This window comes from Immundisolibacter cernigliae (genome assembly GCF_001697225.1).
In the GTDB taxonomy this organism is placed as follows: domain Bacteria; phylum Pseudomonadota; class Gammaproteobacteria; order Immundisolibacterales; family Immundisolibacteraceae; genus Immundisolibacter; species Immundisolibacter cernigliae.
In genome coordinates, this window is record NZ_CP014671.1 from 2,353,955 (window position 1) to 2,370,347 (window position 16,393).

14 protein-coding genes are annotated in these 16,393 nt (G+C 66.6%); 1 reads left to right on the forward strand and 13 read right to left on the reverse strand.

What is annotated here, in order from left to right; genetic code table 11:
- The first annotated feature begins 87 nt into the window (after nt 1-87).
- A complete protein-coding gene (locus PG2T_RS11190; protein ID WP_068805388.1) occupies nt 88-1,794 on the forward strand; it encodes a proline--tRNA ligase in 1,707 nt (568 codons plus the stop codon).
- Nucleotides 1,795-1,896: 102 nt separating this feature from the next.
- Here PG2T_RS11190 and PG2T_RS11195 read toward each other — a convergent pair whose 3' ends face one another.
- The 13 genes from PG2T_RS11195 to PG2T_RS11255 form a co-directional block, all read right to left on the reverse strand.
- Nucleotides 1,897-2,976: an LLM class flavin-dependent oxidoreductase gene (locus PG2T_RS11195; protein WP_068805391.1), complete on the reverse strand. Its 1,080-nt coding sequence runs from the start codon at nt 2,974-2,976 to the stop codon at nt 1,897-1,899.
- A gap of 113 nt (nt 2,977-3,089) precedes the next feature.
- Nucleotides 3,090-3,734: a DedA family protein gene (locus PG2T_RS11200; RefSeq protein WP_068805396.1), complete on the reverse strand. Its 645-nt coding sequence runs from the start codon at nt 3,732-3,734 to the stop codon at nt 3,090-3,092.
- Nucleotides 3,735-4,100: 366 nt separating this feature from the next.
- Nucleotides 4,101-5,099, reverse strand: coding sequence for a ketopantoate reductase family protein (locus PG2T_RS11205; RefSeq protein ID WP_068805399.1), 999 nt, complete (start codon nt 5,097-5,099; stop codon nt 4,101-4,103).
- A gap of 30 nt (nt 5,100-5,129) precedes the next feature.
- A complete protein-coding gene (locus tag PG2T_RS11210) occupies nt 5,130-5,699 on the reverse strand; it encodes a c-type cytochrome (protein WP_068805402.1) in 570 nt (189 codons plus the stop codon).
- A 9-nt stretch (nt 5,700-5,708) separates the two neighbouring features.
- On the reverse strand, nt 5,709-7,280 hold the full coding sequence (locus tag PG2T_RS11215) for an FAD-binding oxidoreductase (protein ID WP_068805405.1): 1,572 nt from the start codon (nt 7,278-7,280) through the stop codon (nt 5,709-5,711).
- 62 nt (nt 7,281-7,342) lie between these two features.
- The gene (locus PG2T_RS11220) at nt 7,343-8,701 is read right to left on the reverse strand and encodes an aromatic ring-hydroxylating oxygenase subunit alpha (protein WP_068805407.1); all 1,359 of its coding nucleotides are present in this window, start codon (nt 8,699-8,701) and stop codon (nt 7,343-7,345) included.
- Nucleotides 8,702-8,732: 31 nt separating this feature from the next.
- Nucleotides 8,733-10,049: an aromatic ring-hydroxylating oxygenase subunit alpha gene (locus PG2T_RS11225; protein WP_068805410.1), complete on the reverse strand. Its 1,317-nt coding sequence runs from the start codon at nt 10,047-10,049 to the stop codon at nt 8,733-8,735.
- A 39-nt stretch (nt 10,050-10,088) separates the two neighbouring features.
- Nucleotides 10,089-11,204 (reverse strand): fatty acid desaturase, encoded by a 1,116-nt coding sequence (locus PG2T_RS11230; RefSeq protein WP_068805413.1) that lies wholly within the window; start codon nt 11,202-11,204, stop codon nt 10,089-10,091.
- Between the two features lie 41 nt (nt 11,205-11,245).
- Complete coding sequence (locus PG2T_RS11235; RefSeq protein ID WP_068805416.1) at nt 11,246-11,476, reverse strand: non-oxidative hydroxyarylic acid decarboxylases subunit D; 231 nt, start codon at nt 11,474-11,476, stop codon at nt 11,246-11,248.
- 1 nt (nt 11,477) lies between these two features.
- Nucleotides 11,478-12,941: a non-oxidative hydroxyarylic acid decarboxylases subunit C gene (locus PG2T_RS11240; RefSeq protein ID WP_068805419.1), complete on the reverse strand. Its 1,464-nt coding sequence runs from the start codon at nt 12,939-12,941 to the stop codon at nt 11,478-11,480.
- A 34-nt stretch (nt 12,942-12,975) separates the two neighbouring features.
- Entirely contained in the window at nt 12,976-14,445 is a 1,470-nt protein-coding gene (locus PG2T_RS11245) for an aldehyde dehydrogenase family protein (protein ID WP_068805422.1), read from the reverse strand.
- 16 nt (nt 14,446-14,461) lie between these two features.
- Nucleotides 14,462-14,803 (reverse strand): c-type cytochrome, encoded by a 342-nt coding sequence (locus PG2T_RS11250; protein ID WP_068805425.1) that lies wholly within the window; start codon nt 14,801-14,803, stop codon nt 14,462-14,464.
- A complete protein-coding gene (locus PG2T_RS11255; RefSeq protein WP_068805427.1) occupies nt 14,803-16,374 on the reverse strand; it encodes an FAD-binding oxidoreductase in 1,572 nt (523 codons plus the stop codon). The genes PG2T_RS11250 and PG2T_RS11255 overlap by 1 nt, the downstream gene beginning before the upstream one ends.
- Nucleotides 16,375-16,393: the final 19 nt, after the last annotated feature.

Here is a 16,393-nt window from a genome sequence, read left to right on the forward strand (position 1 = left end):
GCCGCCGGCTGGTGAATAATTGCCGCCTGCAGGCCCGCCGCACCGTTGCCGGCAGGCGCGTTCGTTCACCCATCCCAAGGAGTCCCCATGCGCACCTCGCGCTTTCTGCTGGCCACCCTGCGCGAAGACCCGTCCGACGCGGAGGTGATCAGCCAGCGCCTGATGCTGCGCGCCGGCATGATCAGCCGCCTGGCGGCCGGCATCTACAGCTGGCTGCCGCTGGGCCTGCGCGTGCTGCGCCGCGCCGAACGGGTGGTGCGGGAGCAGATGGACGCCACCGGCGCGCAGGAACTGCTGATGCCGGCGGTGCAGCCGGCCGAGCTGTGGCAGGAGTCGGCCCGCTGGGAAAAATACGGCCCCGAGTTGCTGCGCCTGAAGGACCGCCACCAGCGCGAGTTCTGCTTCGGCCCCACGCACGAGGAAGTCATCACCGACATCGTGCGCCAGAAGGTGAGCAGCTACCGGCAACTGCCGGCCTGCTTCTACCAGATCCAGACCAAGTTCCGGGACGAGATCCGGCCGCGCTTTGGCCTGATGCGGGCGCGCGAGTTCCTGATGAAGGACGCCTACTCCTTCCACCGTGACGAGGCCAGCCTGGACGACACCTACCAGGCCATGCACGGCGCCTACAGCGCCATCTTCAGCCGCCTGGGCCTGAAATTCCGCGCCGTGGCGGCCGACACCGGCAGCATCGGCGGCGCCAGTTCGCACGAATTCCACGTGCTGGCCGACTCCGGCGAGGACGCCATTGCCTACTCGCCGGGCGGCTATGCGGCCAACGTGGAGCTGGCGCCCGCGCCGCCCGCGCCGCCGCGCCCGGCGCCATCAGCCAGCCGCGAATCGGTACGCACGCCCGGCCAGCACAGCATCGCCGAGGTCAGCGCGTTTCTGAATGTGCCGCCCGATCGCATCGTGAAGACACTGATCGTGCGCGGCGCCGACGGCGGGCTGGTGGCGCTGCTGCTGCGCGGCGATCATGAACTCAACGCCGTCAAGGCCCTGCGCCTGCCGCAGATCGCCCAGCCGCTGCAGTTCGCCACCCCGGCCGATGTACGGACCGCACTGGGCTGCGATTTCGGGTCGGTCGGACCGGTGGACTTTCCAGGTCCGGTGATTGCCGACCACGCCGCGGCCGCGCTGGCGGATTTCGTGTGCGGCGCCAACGCCGACGGCTATCACCTCAGCGGCGTCAACTTCGGCCGCGACCTGCCGGAGCCGGAAACCGCCGACATCCGCAACGTGCTGGCGGGCGAGCCGGCGCCGGACGGCAGCGGGCCGCTGGCCATCGCCCGCGGCATCGAGGTCGGCCACGTGTTCAAGCTGGGCACCGTCTACAGCGAAAAGCTCGCCTGCACGGTGCTGGACGAAAACGGCCGCGACGCCGTCATGACCATGGGCTGCTACGGCATCGGCGTGTCGCGCGTGGTGGCTGCCGCCGTGGAACAGAACCACGACGCGCGCGGCATCGTCTGGCCGCAGGCGCTGGCGCCGTTCGAGGTGGCGCTGGTGCCGATCAACCTGCACAAGTCGCCGGCCGTCGCCGAAGCAACCGAAACGCTCTACGCGCAGCTGACCGCCGCCGGCGTGGACGTGCTGCTCGACGACCGCCCGGAGCGGCCCGGCGTGATGTTCGCCGACATGGACCTGATCGGCATCCCGCATCGGCTGGTGATCGGCGAGCGGGGTCTGAAGGACGGCCTGGTCGAGTACAAGGCGCGTCGCGACGAGGAGGCGCAGAACATCCCGCTGGCCGAGGCCACCGGCTTCATCCGCAAGGCGCTGGCCGGCGTCTGAGCGGCACCTCACAACCCAACCCGCTGGCGGATCGGACCGTTTCCATCACAAAAAAGCCGCGCCCCGACCGCGGGACGCGGCTTCCTTTCGCCGCAGCGGTGCCTACTTGAAGGCAGGCATCACCTGCGTGGCGAACAGCTCCTGCGTGCGCCGATGCTGTTCCAGCGTCAGGCCGCCCTGCGGGCCGCGCGGCAGCACCTGGATGGCGAACTCGTCCAGCGCCTCCTTGGCCAGGAAGTCACTCACGCGGTTGGCGATCTGCGCCGGCGTACCGACCCACACCATGTCCTGCGCCAGGATGTCGTCGTAGCTCAGGGCCATCATCTGGTTCATGGCGTCGCTGGCATAGAAGCCATAGCCGGAAGCCAGCAGGCGCTCGCGGTCGGCCTTCTGGTCCAGCGACAGGATCGGCTTGGCGATCTGGTGGTAGAAGTACGGCGCCGCCAGGCGCGCCTGCTCGTGGGCTTCATTCTCGGTCGGCGCGATGTGCACCGGCTGAATCCAGCTGACGATGGGCTTGGTGCCGGCCTTGATGCAGGCGTCGCGGTATTCGGCCATCGGCTTGGCGAACAGCGGATACGGCGCCGGGCCGCCCACGGAGATGCCCCAGCCGCGCTCGGCGGCAAAGCGGAACGAGCGCCCGCTGGTGCCGGTCAGGTACACCGGCATCGGCTTTTGCACCGGCCGCGGATAGACCGTGACGTTATCGACCGTGTACAGCGCGCCGTGGTGCGAGAACCGCTCCTCGGTCAGCGCCTTCATGATGATGTCCTGCGCTTCCTCGTAGCGCGGCTGGCTTTCCTCGTAGGGAATGCCGGCCATCTTGTACAGCCACGCATGACCGCGCCCGAAGCCCAGGTCCAGCCGCCCGCCGGTCAGCACGTCGGCGGTGGCGATCTCGCCCGCCAGCACGGTCGGCGTGTGCAGCGGCAGGGTGTGGCACAGGGTGCGGAAACGGATGTTCTGCGTGCGCTGGGCGGCGGCCGAAAACAGCGCCAGCGGGTTCGACGACTGGCCGAAGGTCGGGAAGAAATGGTGCTCGATGGCCATGTAAACGTCGTAGCCGAGCCGGTCGCACTGCTCGATGTGGCCGATCACGTCCCATACCGCGTCGCCGGTGTCGACACCCGGCATGCAGTTCATTTCGGTATAGACGCCGAATTTCAGCTTGCTCTTTGCCACGAACGGTTACTCCCTACGTGAATGATCCGGCGGCGGTCAGGCACGCATCCAGCCCGCCCCAGCCACGAGGGGCGCCACTATAAACGTCGCCACCGCCGGCCGACTGATGCCCGTCAAGCCACTCGGGTACGGCGTGCCTGCAGCCAATGCACGGCCACCGGCAGCAGCGACACGGCGACGATGCCCAGCGCGATCAGTGTCAGGTTGTTCTTGACCACCGGCAGTTGGCCGAATACCACCCCGGCGGTCATGAACAGCAGCACCCATACCGCCGCGCCGAACACGTTGTAGGCCAGAAAACGCCGGTAATGCATGCTGCCGACGCCGGCCACGAACGGCGCGAAGGTGCGCACGATGGGCACGAAGCGCGCCAGCACGATGGTCTTGCCGCCGTGGCGCTCGAAAAACGCCCGCGTGCGCGCCAGGTGCTCCTGACGCAGCCAGCGCGAATCCGGGCGCGCATAGACCCGCGGGCCGACGGCGTGGCCGATGGCGTAATTGACGCTGTCGCCGACCACCGCCGACACGAACAGCACCGCCGCCGCCGTGCCGAAATCCAGCAGCCCGCCGGCCGCCAGCGTGCCGACCACGAACAGCAGCGAGTCCCCCGGCAGGAACGGCGTCACCACCAGCCCGGTTTCGCAAAACACCACCAGCGCCAGCAAGGCATACACCCACACGCCGTAGTCGGCAGTGAATTCGGCCAGGTGCGTGTCCAGGTGCAGGAACAGGTCGAGCAGGGTGTGCAGCAATTCCATGTCGGGCTTCCAAGAATGCGGCGGGCCAGTATCACGGGCCGTCACTGCCGGAACAAGGCAGCGGCGCCGCGGTGTCTTTGCGGCGCCGGCCTGTTAGATTGCCGCTGCCGCGCTGTCGCGCGGCGTCATCTACCGGAGGACTCCGTCATGAGCAAAGGCATGGACAAGAAAAAGGAAGTGAAGAAAAAGCCGGCCAAGACCGTCAAGGAAAAGAAAGAGGCCAAGGCCGTCAAAAAGGCCAAGCAGGACCGTTGACATCACACGCCCGCCCCGGGCATCCGTGACGGCCATGCCGCGGATGGCAACGGCGCGCCTTTCTGGTCGAACTGGCGGACCTGTGCCGCAGGAGGCCGCAGGGCGCTGCCCTCACTCCAGATACGCATCCTGCGTCTTGATGACGCGGTAGACCGTCTCGAGCACCGGCACCTGCAGGCCAAGCTCGGCGGCCTTGTCCAGGAAGGGCTTGAGCAGGAAGTCGACCTCGGTTTTCTTGCCGCGGATGACGTCCTCGTGCATGGAGGTGCGGCCGCGCATGCCCTGCTGCTTGAGGCGCTCGCCGAGTTTCATCATCAGCGCCACGCCGCCCTCGAAGTCGAGCTCGTTCAGTTCCTTGAACTGCGACATGGGCGCGTAGAAATTCTGTGGCGTGTAGCCCATGGCGCCGTACACGCGCAGCATGTCCTTGGCCAGCGCCACGTAGTGTTCGGCGCCCTGGCGGATCAGCAGGCCGTCCTGGAAGTACAGGCGCAGGCCGAGCGTGGACACCGACCAGCCGGACGCGGTGCCGATCTGCACCAGTTTTTCCCACAGCACCTGCATGATGTTGGGGACCGATTTGGCCACCAGGCCGGAGCGGGTGAAGGCCTCGGCCAGTGCATCGGTGCGCGCGCTGGTGCCGCCGTCCAGTTCGCCAAACCACGCTGTCGTTGGCGTTGTGAGCGGGTTGCTGACCACGCCCGGCTCGTGCAGCGTGCCGCCCTCGATGGTGGAGGCGCCGACCACCTTGTCGCGCCCGGCCCACTGGCGCAGGCGCTCTTCCTTGCCGATGCCGTTCTGCAGCGAGAACACGTTCTTGCAGCGGGCTTTCAGGCCTTCGGCCTGGGCCAGCGCGGTTTCGGTGTCCTTGCCCTTGACCAGCACGATCAGGTGGTCGAATTCCCCCGCCGCCTCGTCGGGGCTGGTGACGGCGCTGAGGTTCTCGCGCACCAGATGCTCGCCGCGCACGCCGCTGATCTTGAGGCCCTTGCTGTTGATCGCCTCGGCATGGGCCGGGCGGCAGATGAGGGTGACGTCCTCGCCGGCCTTGGCGAGGTAACCGCCGATGACCGAACCCAGACCGCCGGCACCCAGAATGACAAAACGCATGGTTCTTCCTTGGTTTGAAAAATCGGTAAATCAGGCCTTGCGCCGCCGGCGCAGCAGAACCACCAGCAGTACCAGCGCGGCAATGGCCGGCAGGATGAGCGTGAACAGCTTCGGGCGGATGCCGAACAACCAGATCTGCTCCAGCGTCGGGGCGACGGTGTATGCCCCGCCGGGGTGCTCGGCCGGAATCTTGTCGGCCGGCGTGCTGCGGATGTACTCGACCAGGCGCGTGAGCTCCTCGTCAGTGACGTCGGTCGGGCGCAGCGGCGGCATGCCCAGCAGGCCGTTGCGCACCACGTGGGCGATGTACTCGCCCGGCAGGTCCTGGCGGTTCAGGATGACCGACTGCGCCTCGCCCTTGGTCTGCGCCAGTTTGGCGGCACCGGGGTGCGCCGGACCGGGGGCGTGGCAGGCACGGCAGAACAGCACGAACAGCTCCTCGCCGCTGCGTTCGCCGACCGGCGTGGTGGCGTCGGCGACCGGGCTGGTTGCGGCATCGGCTGCCGGGGCATCGCTTGCGCCATGCGCGAATTGCATGCCGCCGGCCAGGCCGAGCAACACGGCGGCGACAAGGCGCAGGGTGTTTTTTTGAACGGTCATGGCTGCGCCTCAGGTACGGGGGCCGGTCCAGTTGGACGGCCAGATGCCGGACTTGCCCGGCGACAGGATGCCGTTCGGGTCCAGGGCGTCCTTGATGACCTGGTTCACCTTGCGCAGGGCGCCGCCCTGGCCGTCGTACATGTCGGCGATGATGTCCATGTAGGTGAGGTTGGCCTTCAGCTCGCCATAGCCGTGCTGCTTGGCGATGGCGACCAGCTCGCGCGAGCAGGCGTCGGCGCGCTGTCGGGCGTCCTCGTCGCGCGGGTCGAACATGATCATGACCAGCGTGATCATGGTGCGGAACATGGCCACTTCTTCGCAGATCATGTCGAAGCCGTGGCGGTTGAGCAGTTCCTTGAAGGTGTTGAACATCTCCCGGGCGTTCTTGCCGGTCATGGCCGCCATGGGGGTGAAGTTCAGATGCCCGCCGCCGTCCCAGTTGACCAGGTTGAACTCGGTCATGTTCGGCTCGCCGCGCATCAGTTTTTCGCGGTAGTTCCAGCCGGCGTCATCGGCCGGCCGGTCGCCCTGCAGGTACACCTTGGCGCCGGGAATGCGGGTCAGCTCGTGCTGCACCATCTGCCAGGTCATTTCGACGTTCTCGGGCAGGCCGTACAGGGCGCCGTAGATGTTCCACATGCCAAGGTCCAGTTCCTTGGCCACCTCGCGCCAGCGCTCGTCCGGGATGATGCCCGGCTTGTCCCACAGCTGCTTGCGCAGGCGCTGCACCGAGGCGCTGTAGGAGATGTGCTCGATGACCACGCCGTTCTGGATGACCATGTTCATCTTGAGCGGTCGCAGGATGTCCATCAGCGGGCCGATGTCGTCCTCATTCTCGTACGTGACCATGAACGGCTTGTAGGCCGGCGGTACCGGCATCAGCCAGAAGCCCATCTTGGTGACGATGCCGAAATTGCCCTGCGAGAACATGCCGTCCACGTAAGGCCCAAAGCCGTACTTGAACAGCTGCCAGCTGGTGTTGCCGGGCATGGCGCCCATGCCGGTGCGCAGCAGCTGGCCGTCAGCCAGCAGCACCTCCATGCCGCAGGAGAACAGGAAGTGGTCGGCGTAGGGCGTATAGCCGGCGCCGTGTTCCAGCGCGTTGCCGATCATGCCGCCCCAGCCGGGCGCGGCGCAGTCGATCCACAGCTTGTAGCCCTTCTCCTGCAGGTGCTGGTACAGCTGGTAGTACGACACGCCCGGCTCGACCAGGCAGTAGCCGGATTCCTCGTTTACCTCCAGGATGCGGTTCATGCGTTTGAGGTCCAGCACCAGGTAGCCGGCCTGCTTGGGCGCCGGGCCGCCGTAGGCGAAGTTCTTGCCGTTGCCGTAGGTCCACAGCGGCAGCTTGTACTGGTTGGCCACCTGCAGCACGGCCTGCACTTCGGCCACCGAGGCGGCCGAGATGGCGGCCGATGGCATGCGCGTTTCCGGCGGCACCGCCGACATGTGGTCCAGATAGGGCTGCAAATCCCCCTCCGGGTCCGTGAAGACCCAGGCCGCGCCCACGATCTTGCGGATTTCCGCCAGGGCTGTCTGGAAATCCTCGCGCGCTACGCCGTGCGGCAGGTACTCGGGCATCGATTTCTCCTTGCGGTGGCCTTGCGGCCACGGGTATTGCGTTGTTCGTGGGACTTGGCAGATCAGTCGGCGAGGACTGGCGCCAGCAGGCGCAGCCACTCGCGATACTGGCCGTGCAGCAGCACTTCATCCTGGAAATCCGGGCCGCTCATGTGGGCGTCCATGCCGACCGCCGCAGACTCCTCGTCACCGCCCGCGTGGGCATGCGCAAAGCCGCGGTCGTAGCCCAGTTGCCAGGGCACCAGGCGGCCCTGCAGGCCGTCGTGGCAGGCCTCGAAGGTGGACAGGTCATCCGGCGTGGCCAGACCCGTGGCGTTGTAGAAGTCCTCGAACTGGCGGATGCGGCGGGTGCGCACGTCCGGTTCGTCCTCGCGCGCGGCAAGCGCGAAGCTCTCGACCTTGGTGAAGTCCACCGACACCGGCTTGATGACACGAATCTGCGTGGCCGCGTGATCCATCAGCAGCAGGTTCGGGAAGATCAGCAGATTGCGCAGGCGCCCGACCACCCATTCGGCATGCGCGGCGCCGTGGCGCTGCGCGATCTGTTCGCGCCGGTTCCACACCGGGCGGTTCTGTGGCTGCCCGAAGCTGCCCCACATCAGGGTGTGGCCGTGGCCGTAGTCGTACCAGCCGCTTTTCATTTGCAGCAGCGAGTCGCCGCCGAAGCTGCGCTGCACACCGCCGGCCGTGGCCTTTCTGGCGCGCCGCTCGGCGTCGCGCTTCATGACGCCGACGTAGTTGGCATGCACGGCGGTGAAGTGATAGCCGTCGATGCCGTTTTCCGGCTGCAGCTTCCAGTTGCCGCGGTGGGTGTAGGTGGACCAGCCGCGCAGGACTTCGAGCGGGCTCTCGGACTGATCCATGACGAAATCGATGGCCTTGGCGGCGCCGCCCAGGTGCTCGGCCAGCGTCGGCACGTCCGGGTTCAGGGAGCCGAACACCAGGCCGCGATACACGGCCAGTTTCGGGATGGCCTTCAGGTCATGCGACTGCTGCTCGAAGGCCGGCGGATAGGCGCCGCTGGCGTGGTCCTTGATGTCGACGTTCTTGCCGGCGGTGTCGTAGACCCAGCCGTGATACGGGCAGGTCAGGAACTGCTGGTTGCCCTTTCGGGTGCGGCACAGGGTGGCGCCGCGGTGTGCGCAGGCGTTCACGAAGCCATGCACCTGGCCGTCCTTGCCGCGCGTGATGACCACCGGCTGGCGGCCCATCTCGGTGGTGAAGAAATCGCCCGGATTGGGCACCTGCCCCTCGTGGCACAGGAATATCCAGGTGTTCTCGAAGATGTATTTCATCTCCAGCTCGAACAGCTCGGCCTCGTTGAACAGGCGCCGGCTGACCAGAAAGGTGCCGTCCTGCGGCTGGTCCACGACCAGTTCGCGTGGATCGAGAAAGGGATGAGCCTCGACGGGCTTGTTCATGGTGCAACCTCCGGTGGGGGGGCGGGTGGTCTCAGCGCGATCCGGTCAGCAGCTGGTGCCAGCGCCGGTAGAAGCTGTGGAAGATGTTCTCGTCTGCCCAGTTCGGGCCCGCCGTGTGGGGCGTCGAGCCGACGCTGCGGGCCGCCTCATCGGCGCCCTGGATGACCCGGCTCAGGCCCCGGTCCAGGTGCTGCACGGTGCCGGCCAGGCCCTGGTTGCCGGCCTGGCAGGCTTCGAACTCGCTCAGGTCGTCCGGCGTGGCCATGCCGGTGGCGTTGAAGAAATCCTCGTACTGGCGCACGCGGCGTGTGCGCGCCGAGGCGCTCTCGCCCTTCGGAGCGATGCAGAAGATGGTGACCTCGGTCTTGTCGATCGCCAGCGGCCGGAATACCCGAATCTGCGTCGAGGTCTGGTCCATCAGGAACACGTTCGGAAACAGGCCAAGATTGCGGCTGCAGTCGATCATCCAGTGCGCCTGCACCGGGCCCATGCGTTGTTCGATTTCGGCCCGGCGCTGCGCCAGCGGGCGGTCGTTGGCACCCGGTACCTCGCCCCACAGCAACGAGTGACCCATGCCAAGGTCATAGGCGCCACTGGTCATCTTGGTGATGTCGCCGCCGCCGACGATGGCCTTGACCTTGTCTTCCTTGCCCATCGTCATGCGCCGCTGGACCATGGCCACGTAATTGGCGTGCACGCTGGTGACGTGGTAACCGTCGACGCCGTTCTCGGCCTGCAGTTTCCAGTTGGAGTTGTAGGTGTACGTGGATGAGCCGCGCAGCACTTCCAGACCCTCGGGCGACTGGTCGGCCATCAGGTCGATGAACGGCATCGCCGCCCCAAGGTGCTCGGCGAGCGTGGGCACATCGGCGCTCAGCGAGCCGAACACGAAGCCGCGGTAGGACTCCAGCTTCGGGATGGCGGTCAGGTCGTGCGATTGCGCCTCGAAGGCGGCCGGATAGGCGCCGCTGGCGTGGTCCTTGATGTCGACGTTCTTGCCGGCGGTGTCATACACCCAGCCGTGGTAGGGGCAGGTGAAGAACTGCTGGTTGCCCTTGCGCGTGCGGCACAGGGTGGCGCCGCGGTGCGCGCAGGCGTTCACGAAGCCACGCACCTGGTCATCCTTGCCGCGCACGATGATGACCGGCTGGCGGCCCATGTGGGTGGCGAAGAAATCCCCCGCGTTCGGGATCTGGCTCTCGTGACACAGATACAGCCAGCTGGCCTCGAAGATGTGCTTCATCTCCAGCTCGAACAGCTCGGGGTTCAGGTATACGTCGCGGTTGACGTCGAACACGCCCTCGCTGATGCGATCGTCGATCCAGGTGTTGATGGTCTCGATTTTCACGGGCGTGCTCCTCTTGTGGGGTATGTGCTTTGTCGGCGTTCAGGCCGGCGCGGCGGCCGCGCCATTGCCCAGCCACTGTGGCCAGCCGGCGGCGCGGTTGGCGGCAATGGCCAGTTCACGTTCGCGGGCGCTGGCGTGGTGGGTGTCCCAGTGTTCCAGCAGCGGGCGGCCGATCAGCCGCTCCCAGAGCGGCGGCACCAGGGCCAGCACGAAGCAGGTCACGGCGCTCGGCATTTGCGGGGCACTGGGCCGCGGCGTCAGGCGCCAGTAGGGACGGTCCGGGTCCACGTGGTGCTGCGAGTGGGTCACGATCTCGAAGGTCAGCGCCCGGCCCAGCGGCGTCAGGTGGTTCCAGGCGTGGCGATCCTCGATCGGCGTGCCCGGTTCGCGCAGCAGGCCGTAGTGCTGGATGTAGCTGAAGATTTCCAGGATGAACAGACCCAGCGCCGACACCAGCATCAGCAGCAGCATGCCGGTAAGGCCGGTGGCCAGATAAAAGCCGCCCAGCAGCAGCGCATACATGCCGATGCCCCGCAGGATCAGGTTCTGCGGCGACCAGAAGCTCAGGCCCAGCCGATCAAGGCGCGTCATCTCGATCTGCCACGAGCGCCGGTGCTGGCGGTACGCGGCACGCACGACGAAGCGGTACACGTTCTCGCCGCGAAACGGCGTTTCGGTGTCGTCCGCAGTGTCGGTTTCGATGTGATGCACGTGCACATGCGCCAGCGCGCTGTAGCCGGACGCGAAGATGGTGCCCAGCACACTGCCGACGAACTTGCCCAGCGCGCTGTGGCGATGAAACATCTCGTGCGCCGCCGGCAGGCCGCCCAGCGCCGTCATGAAGGCCACCGACACCGCGGCGCCGAAGTAATCGAGTGGCGCCAGATCCGCATTGGCGGTGCCGATGCGCCAGGCGAACACCACCCACAGCAGTGCCACCGGCACCACCTGGAAGTACAGGATCAGGTCCGCCAGCAGCGGATGGGCGCCGCGGCGCATGCCGTGATCCTTGCCCAGCAGCGGGTCGGTTACCGCCACCGCCAGGAAGGCGGCAAAGCCTAGCCACACCCAGTGCCCGCCCAGCCACAGGCCGGCGATGCCGCTGGCCACCAGCAGTGCCGGCGACATGTAACGCAAGTAATCGAGTCTGGTCATCGTCGTTCCCTGTCAATGTCCAGTCGGCAGGACCGGCCGCCTCAGCGCGCCACCGGCGGAATCACCACGCCAAACCGCTCCGGGTGGCTGGGGTCGATCTGAAATACCTTGCGGCGCTTGGTCGAATCGATCGACAGCGCCGGCTCCGTGTCGCGCCAGGTAAAGCAGCAGGCGGTGCAGTAGTGCACGGTCCAGATCACCTGGCCGTCTTCCTTGCCCTGGTGTTCGACGCGGTTCTTGTCACCGCCGCAGCGGGGGCAGTTCAGAGCCATGTCAATTACCTCCCTGCAGGGCGCGGATGCGGGCGGCCAGGGCATCGATGGCCGGGCCGGATGGGGGGGTCACGATTTCCACGTCGCCGCCGATCGGGTCCGGCGGCATGTGCGTGGTGGCGTCGATGATCAGGTGATGGCCCTTGCCGGGCGTGACCGCGGCCGGGTCGATCATGATCATGGCCATGTCGTTCAGAACCATGATGTCGCTGGCGCGGGTGCGCACTGACAGTGCCCACATGACCTGGTTCAGGTCGAACGGATCGACGTCGGCATCGACCATGATCAGGTTCTTCAGATACATCAACCCATGCGGCGTCGACAGCGCGCGCAGCGCCACGCTCTTGGCAAAACCTGCGAAGCGGTTCTTGACCGCGATGATGCCGGTCAGGCCGTGCTGGTACAGCGCGTTGACGGCCACCACTTCGGGGAATTCTTTTTTCAGTTGGGCATAGATCGGCGCCGAGGTGTTCAGACCGATCAGCGTGTCGTGCTCGGTCCAGCCGCGGCCGATGTAGATGTTCTCGAAAATCGGGTTCTTGCGGTGCGAGACGGCCGTGACCTTGAACGTCGGCGCCCGGCGCACGCCGCTGTAGGAGCCCGGGAACTCGCCAAACGGCCCCTCGAACTCGCGCCGGCCGTGGATGTACTCGGCCTCGATCACGATCTCGGCGTGGGCCTGGATGTCCAAGCCATTGCCCGATTCGGTCAGCTCGATCGGCGAGCCCATCATGGCCGAGGCGTAGCTGTATTCGGACTCGTCGTAGCCGATCGGCGTGGCGGCAAACATGGCCATGGCCGGGTGGTTGCCGAGCATGACGGCGATCTTCAGCGGCTTGCCAGTTTCCTCGGCGGCCTGCATGTGCCGGCCCATGTCGTGGATCGGCACGCTCATCAGCGTGAACTCGTCCGGGCCGTGCGGCTGGATGCGGTAGATGCCGACGTTCTGCTTGCCGAAGTTGTCAGGATCGTTCGGATCGCGGCTGACCACGTTGGCCTTGCCGATGTAGTAGCCGCCGTCGAAATCGTTGATGCGGTACAGCGGCAGGATGTCGTACAGGTTGATGTCGCGCTCGATGCGCACCTCGTGCACCGGCGCCTGGTCCGGCTTGACGCGCGGCAGCTGCGCCTTCTCGGAACCCCAGCGGCTGATGATGTCGTAGAACATCGCCTTGATGGTGGTGTTCTTCGGGTGCCCGAGCAGGATGGCCAGATTCGCCCAGCTGCCGTGCACGCCGGTGACCAGGCGCTTGTCCGGGTAGCCACGAATCTTGTCGAACAGGATGGCCGGCGCGCCCGGCACGTCCTGCCCGGAGGCGACGCAGATCTCGCGAATGTCCGGCTCCGGCATCACCGGGTCGGGCCAGGTGATGCACTGGTCGTGGCTGGACAGCAGGTCCAGGAAGTCGCGCATCGAGCGCACCGAACTGGCCAGCTTGATCGGCAGGTCGGAGTATTTGTTCATGGCGTGTCGCCTCCGGTGTCGGGTCCGTGTGAACTCAGTGGTGGCCGGGCGCGTCGGTCGGCAGCTGGATGGTCACCCACTTCCATTCGGTCATGGCGTCCAGGTCACAGTCCGTGCCCTCGCGGCCGACACCGCTCTGCCCGACGCCGCCGAACGGCACGTGCGGCTCGTCGTACAGGCTGGGGGCGTTGATGTGCACCATGCCGGTGTGGATGCCGGAGGCGGCTTGCAGCGCGCTGTTGATGTTGCTGGTGTAGATGGCCGCCGACAGGCCGTAGGGCGTGTCGTTGGCCATGGCGAGGGCTTCTTCCAGCGTGTCGAAGGGGTACAGCGACGTGACCGGGCCGAAGGTTTCCTCATAGAACAGTGTCATGGCGGGCGTGACGTCGGTCAGCACGGTCGGGGCGCACTGAAAGCCGGTGAAACTGCCGCCGGCCAGCACCCGCGCGCCCTTGGCGGCGGCGTCCTCGATGTGCGTCTTGACGCGGCTGCGCTGGCGGCCGGAGATGATCGGCCCCAGCGTGGTGCCCGGATCGCGCAGGTCACCGCCCTTCAGGCCCGCTGCGGCGCCGGCCAGCGCCTGTGAGAAGCGCTCGAAAATGCCGCGCTGCACCAGGATGCGGGACGAAGCCATGCAGGCCTGACCCTGGTAGAAAAACGTACCCATGGCCGCGGCGCGCACGGCGCCGGCCAGATCCGCATCGTCCATGACGATCAGCGGGCTCTTGCCGCCCAGCTCCAGGGTGAATTTCTTCAGCTGTTTGGCGCAGATTTCCGCGATGTGCCGGCCGACCACGGACGAACCGGTGAAGGTGACGGATTTCACCAGCGGATGGCCGGTCAGGGCGTCGCCGATCACGGCGCCGTTGCCCAGCACCACGTTGAAGCTGCCGGCCGGGAAGCCGGCCTCGTGGTATAGCTGCGCCACCCGCAGCGACAGCCGCGGCGCGTGCTCGGACGGCAGGTTGACGAAGGTATTGCCGCAGGCCAGCGCCATGGCCGACTGCTTGATGACCTTGATCATCGGCACGTTGAACGGCGTGATGCCGGCGATGACGCCCAGCGGCTCGCGCAGCGACAGGCTCCAGCGGTCGGCCGAATCGGACGGCAGGGTTTGACCCGTGATGCGCCGCGGCACGCCGGCCGCCGCACGCAGCATGCCGATGGCGAATTGCACCTCGAAGCCGGCCTTCATCACCGGCGAGCCCACTTCGTCGATCAGGATGTCGATGAATTCCTGGCGGTCGCGCTCCAGCAGCGCGGCGGCCTTTTGCAGCAGCGCCTCGCGGTCCTTGGCCAGCAGCTTGCGAAAGGCCGGAAAGGCCTGCGCGGCGGCCTGCACGGCGCGCTCGACGTCCGCTGCGTTGCCGTCGGCGGCGCGTGCGTAGACCGAATCGTCCAGCGGATTCAGGTCGTCGAAATAGTTACTGCCGGCGGGAGCGACGGCGGCGCCGCCGATCCAGTGGTCCAGCTTGATGGGGGTGGTCGATTGCGGGGCGTTCATGCGAATCCTTGCGTGCTCAGGGTTGGCGCAGGTAGGTAATGAGGGCGTCCAGCTCCTCATCGGTGATGTCGGTCGGGCGCAGGGGCGCCATTTCGATCAGGCCGTGGCGCACCACGTGCTTGGCGTAGGTGGGGTCCAGATCCTGGCGGCCCTTGAGCGGCGCCTTGTCCCAGCCGAGGCGGTCCGCCAGCACGCGCGTGCCGGGCGCCTCGGGGCCGGGCTTGTGGCAGCCCTCGCAGAACAGCCGCCAGGATTTCTCGCCGCTGCGCGGACGGGCGTCGATGCCGTCGGGGGCGGGCTCGGTGGCCATCGCACCGCAGCTGGCTGCCAGCAGGATCAGTCCGAGTGTGCGCCGCATCAGGCTTTCTCCTCGCGCATGTGTTTGGGCCAGATGCCCATCTTGCCGGGCGCCAGGATGCCGTTCGGGTCCAGCGCGTCCTTGAGCTTGTGGTGCAGCTTCCACAGGGCGCCGTCGTTCCAGTTGTAGGTGCCGGCGATCTTGTCCATGAAGGCCAGGTGCGTGCGGTACTCGCCGTAGCCGGCCTTGGCCGCGTCGTCGATCAGCACATTGAACAGCTCACGGGCGCGGCGGCGCTGGTCGGCGTCCGAGCGGTCGAAGGTGAGCGAGAACACGTGATGCATGTCCCGCCAGCCGACCGCGAACTCACCGATGTAGTCGAAGTCGTACTCGTGCGCGCGGTTCTTGATCAGCTCGTACTGCTTGACCGCGTCATCGCCGCGGGTCGGCGAGATTGGCGAGAAGTCGACATGCGCGCCGCTGCCACCGACCCAGTTGGTCATGTTGAACTCGGTCATGTTCGGAATGCCGCGCATGAGTTTCACGCGGTAGTCCCAGGACGGGTCGCCCTTGCGGTCCTCGTCGAAGTAGAACTTCGCGCCCGGAATGCCGCCCAGGGCCTCACGCACCACCTTGAAGGTGTTGTCCATCATCGGCTTGGGGCCGTAGAGCGCGGCGTAGAAGTTCCACATGCCAAGCTTGTGGTCGGACATGATCTTCTTGAGCGCGCTGTCGGGCAGGCGCTTTTTAGGATCGCCGTACTGGGCGCGCGTGGTCTTGATCGACGCCTCCCACAGCAGGCCGACGGTGAAGGCGCCGTTCGGGATCAGCATGTTCACCTTGAGCGGGCGCACCGCCTCGGTGATCGCATGCAGGTCTTCCTCGCGCTCGTAGGTGATCATGAACGGCATGTAGCCGGGGGGCTCGGGCATCAGCCACATGCCCATCTTGGTGACGATGCCGAAGTTCGACTGGGTGAAGATGCCGTCCAGCACCGGCCCGAAGCCGTACTGGAACAGCTGCCAGCATTGCGTGCCGGGCAGCGAGCCCTGACCCGTGCGCAGCACCGTGCCGTCGGCCAGCACCACCTCCATGCCGCAGTGCATCATGTAGTGGTCGCCGTAGGGCGTGTAGCCGACGCCGTGTTCCAGCGTGTTGCCGAGCACGCTGCCCCAGCCGGGCGCGGCCGGGTCGATCCACAGCTTGTAGCCCTTTTTCTGGATGTACTCGTAGAGCTGGAAATAGGTGACGCCCGGTTCCACCAGCGCGTAGCCGAACTCCTCGTTGACTTCCAGGATGCGGTTCATGCGCTTCAGATCCAGCACCACATGACCGGCCTTGCGCGGCGCCGGCCCGCCGTAGGCGAAGTTCTTGCCGCTGGAGATGGTCCACAGCGGCACGCGGTAGTCGTTCGCGATCTTCAGAATCTTCTGGATCTGCTCGACGCCGTCCGGGGCCACCACGGCCGAGGGCAGGAAGACATCGTCTTCCTCCGGGGAGAAGGCATCCCGGTAGCTGCGCAGTGCCGGGCCATCCTCCGACACCACCCACTGCTTGCCGACCACGGCGCGCATTTCCTCCACCGCCTGAAAGAACTGTTGCGGGGTCAGCCAATCGGGCAGCGTGGGCATGTCGGGTTTCTCCGTGTTG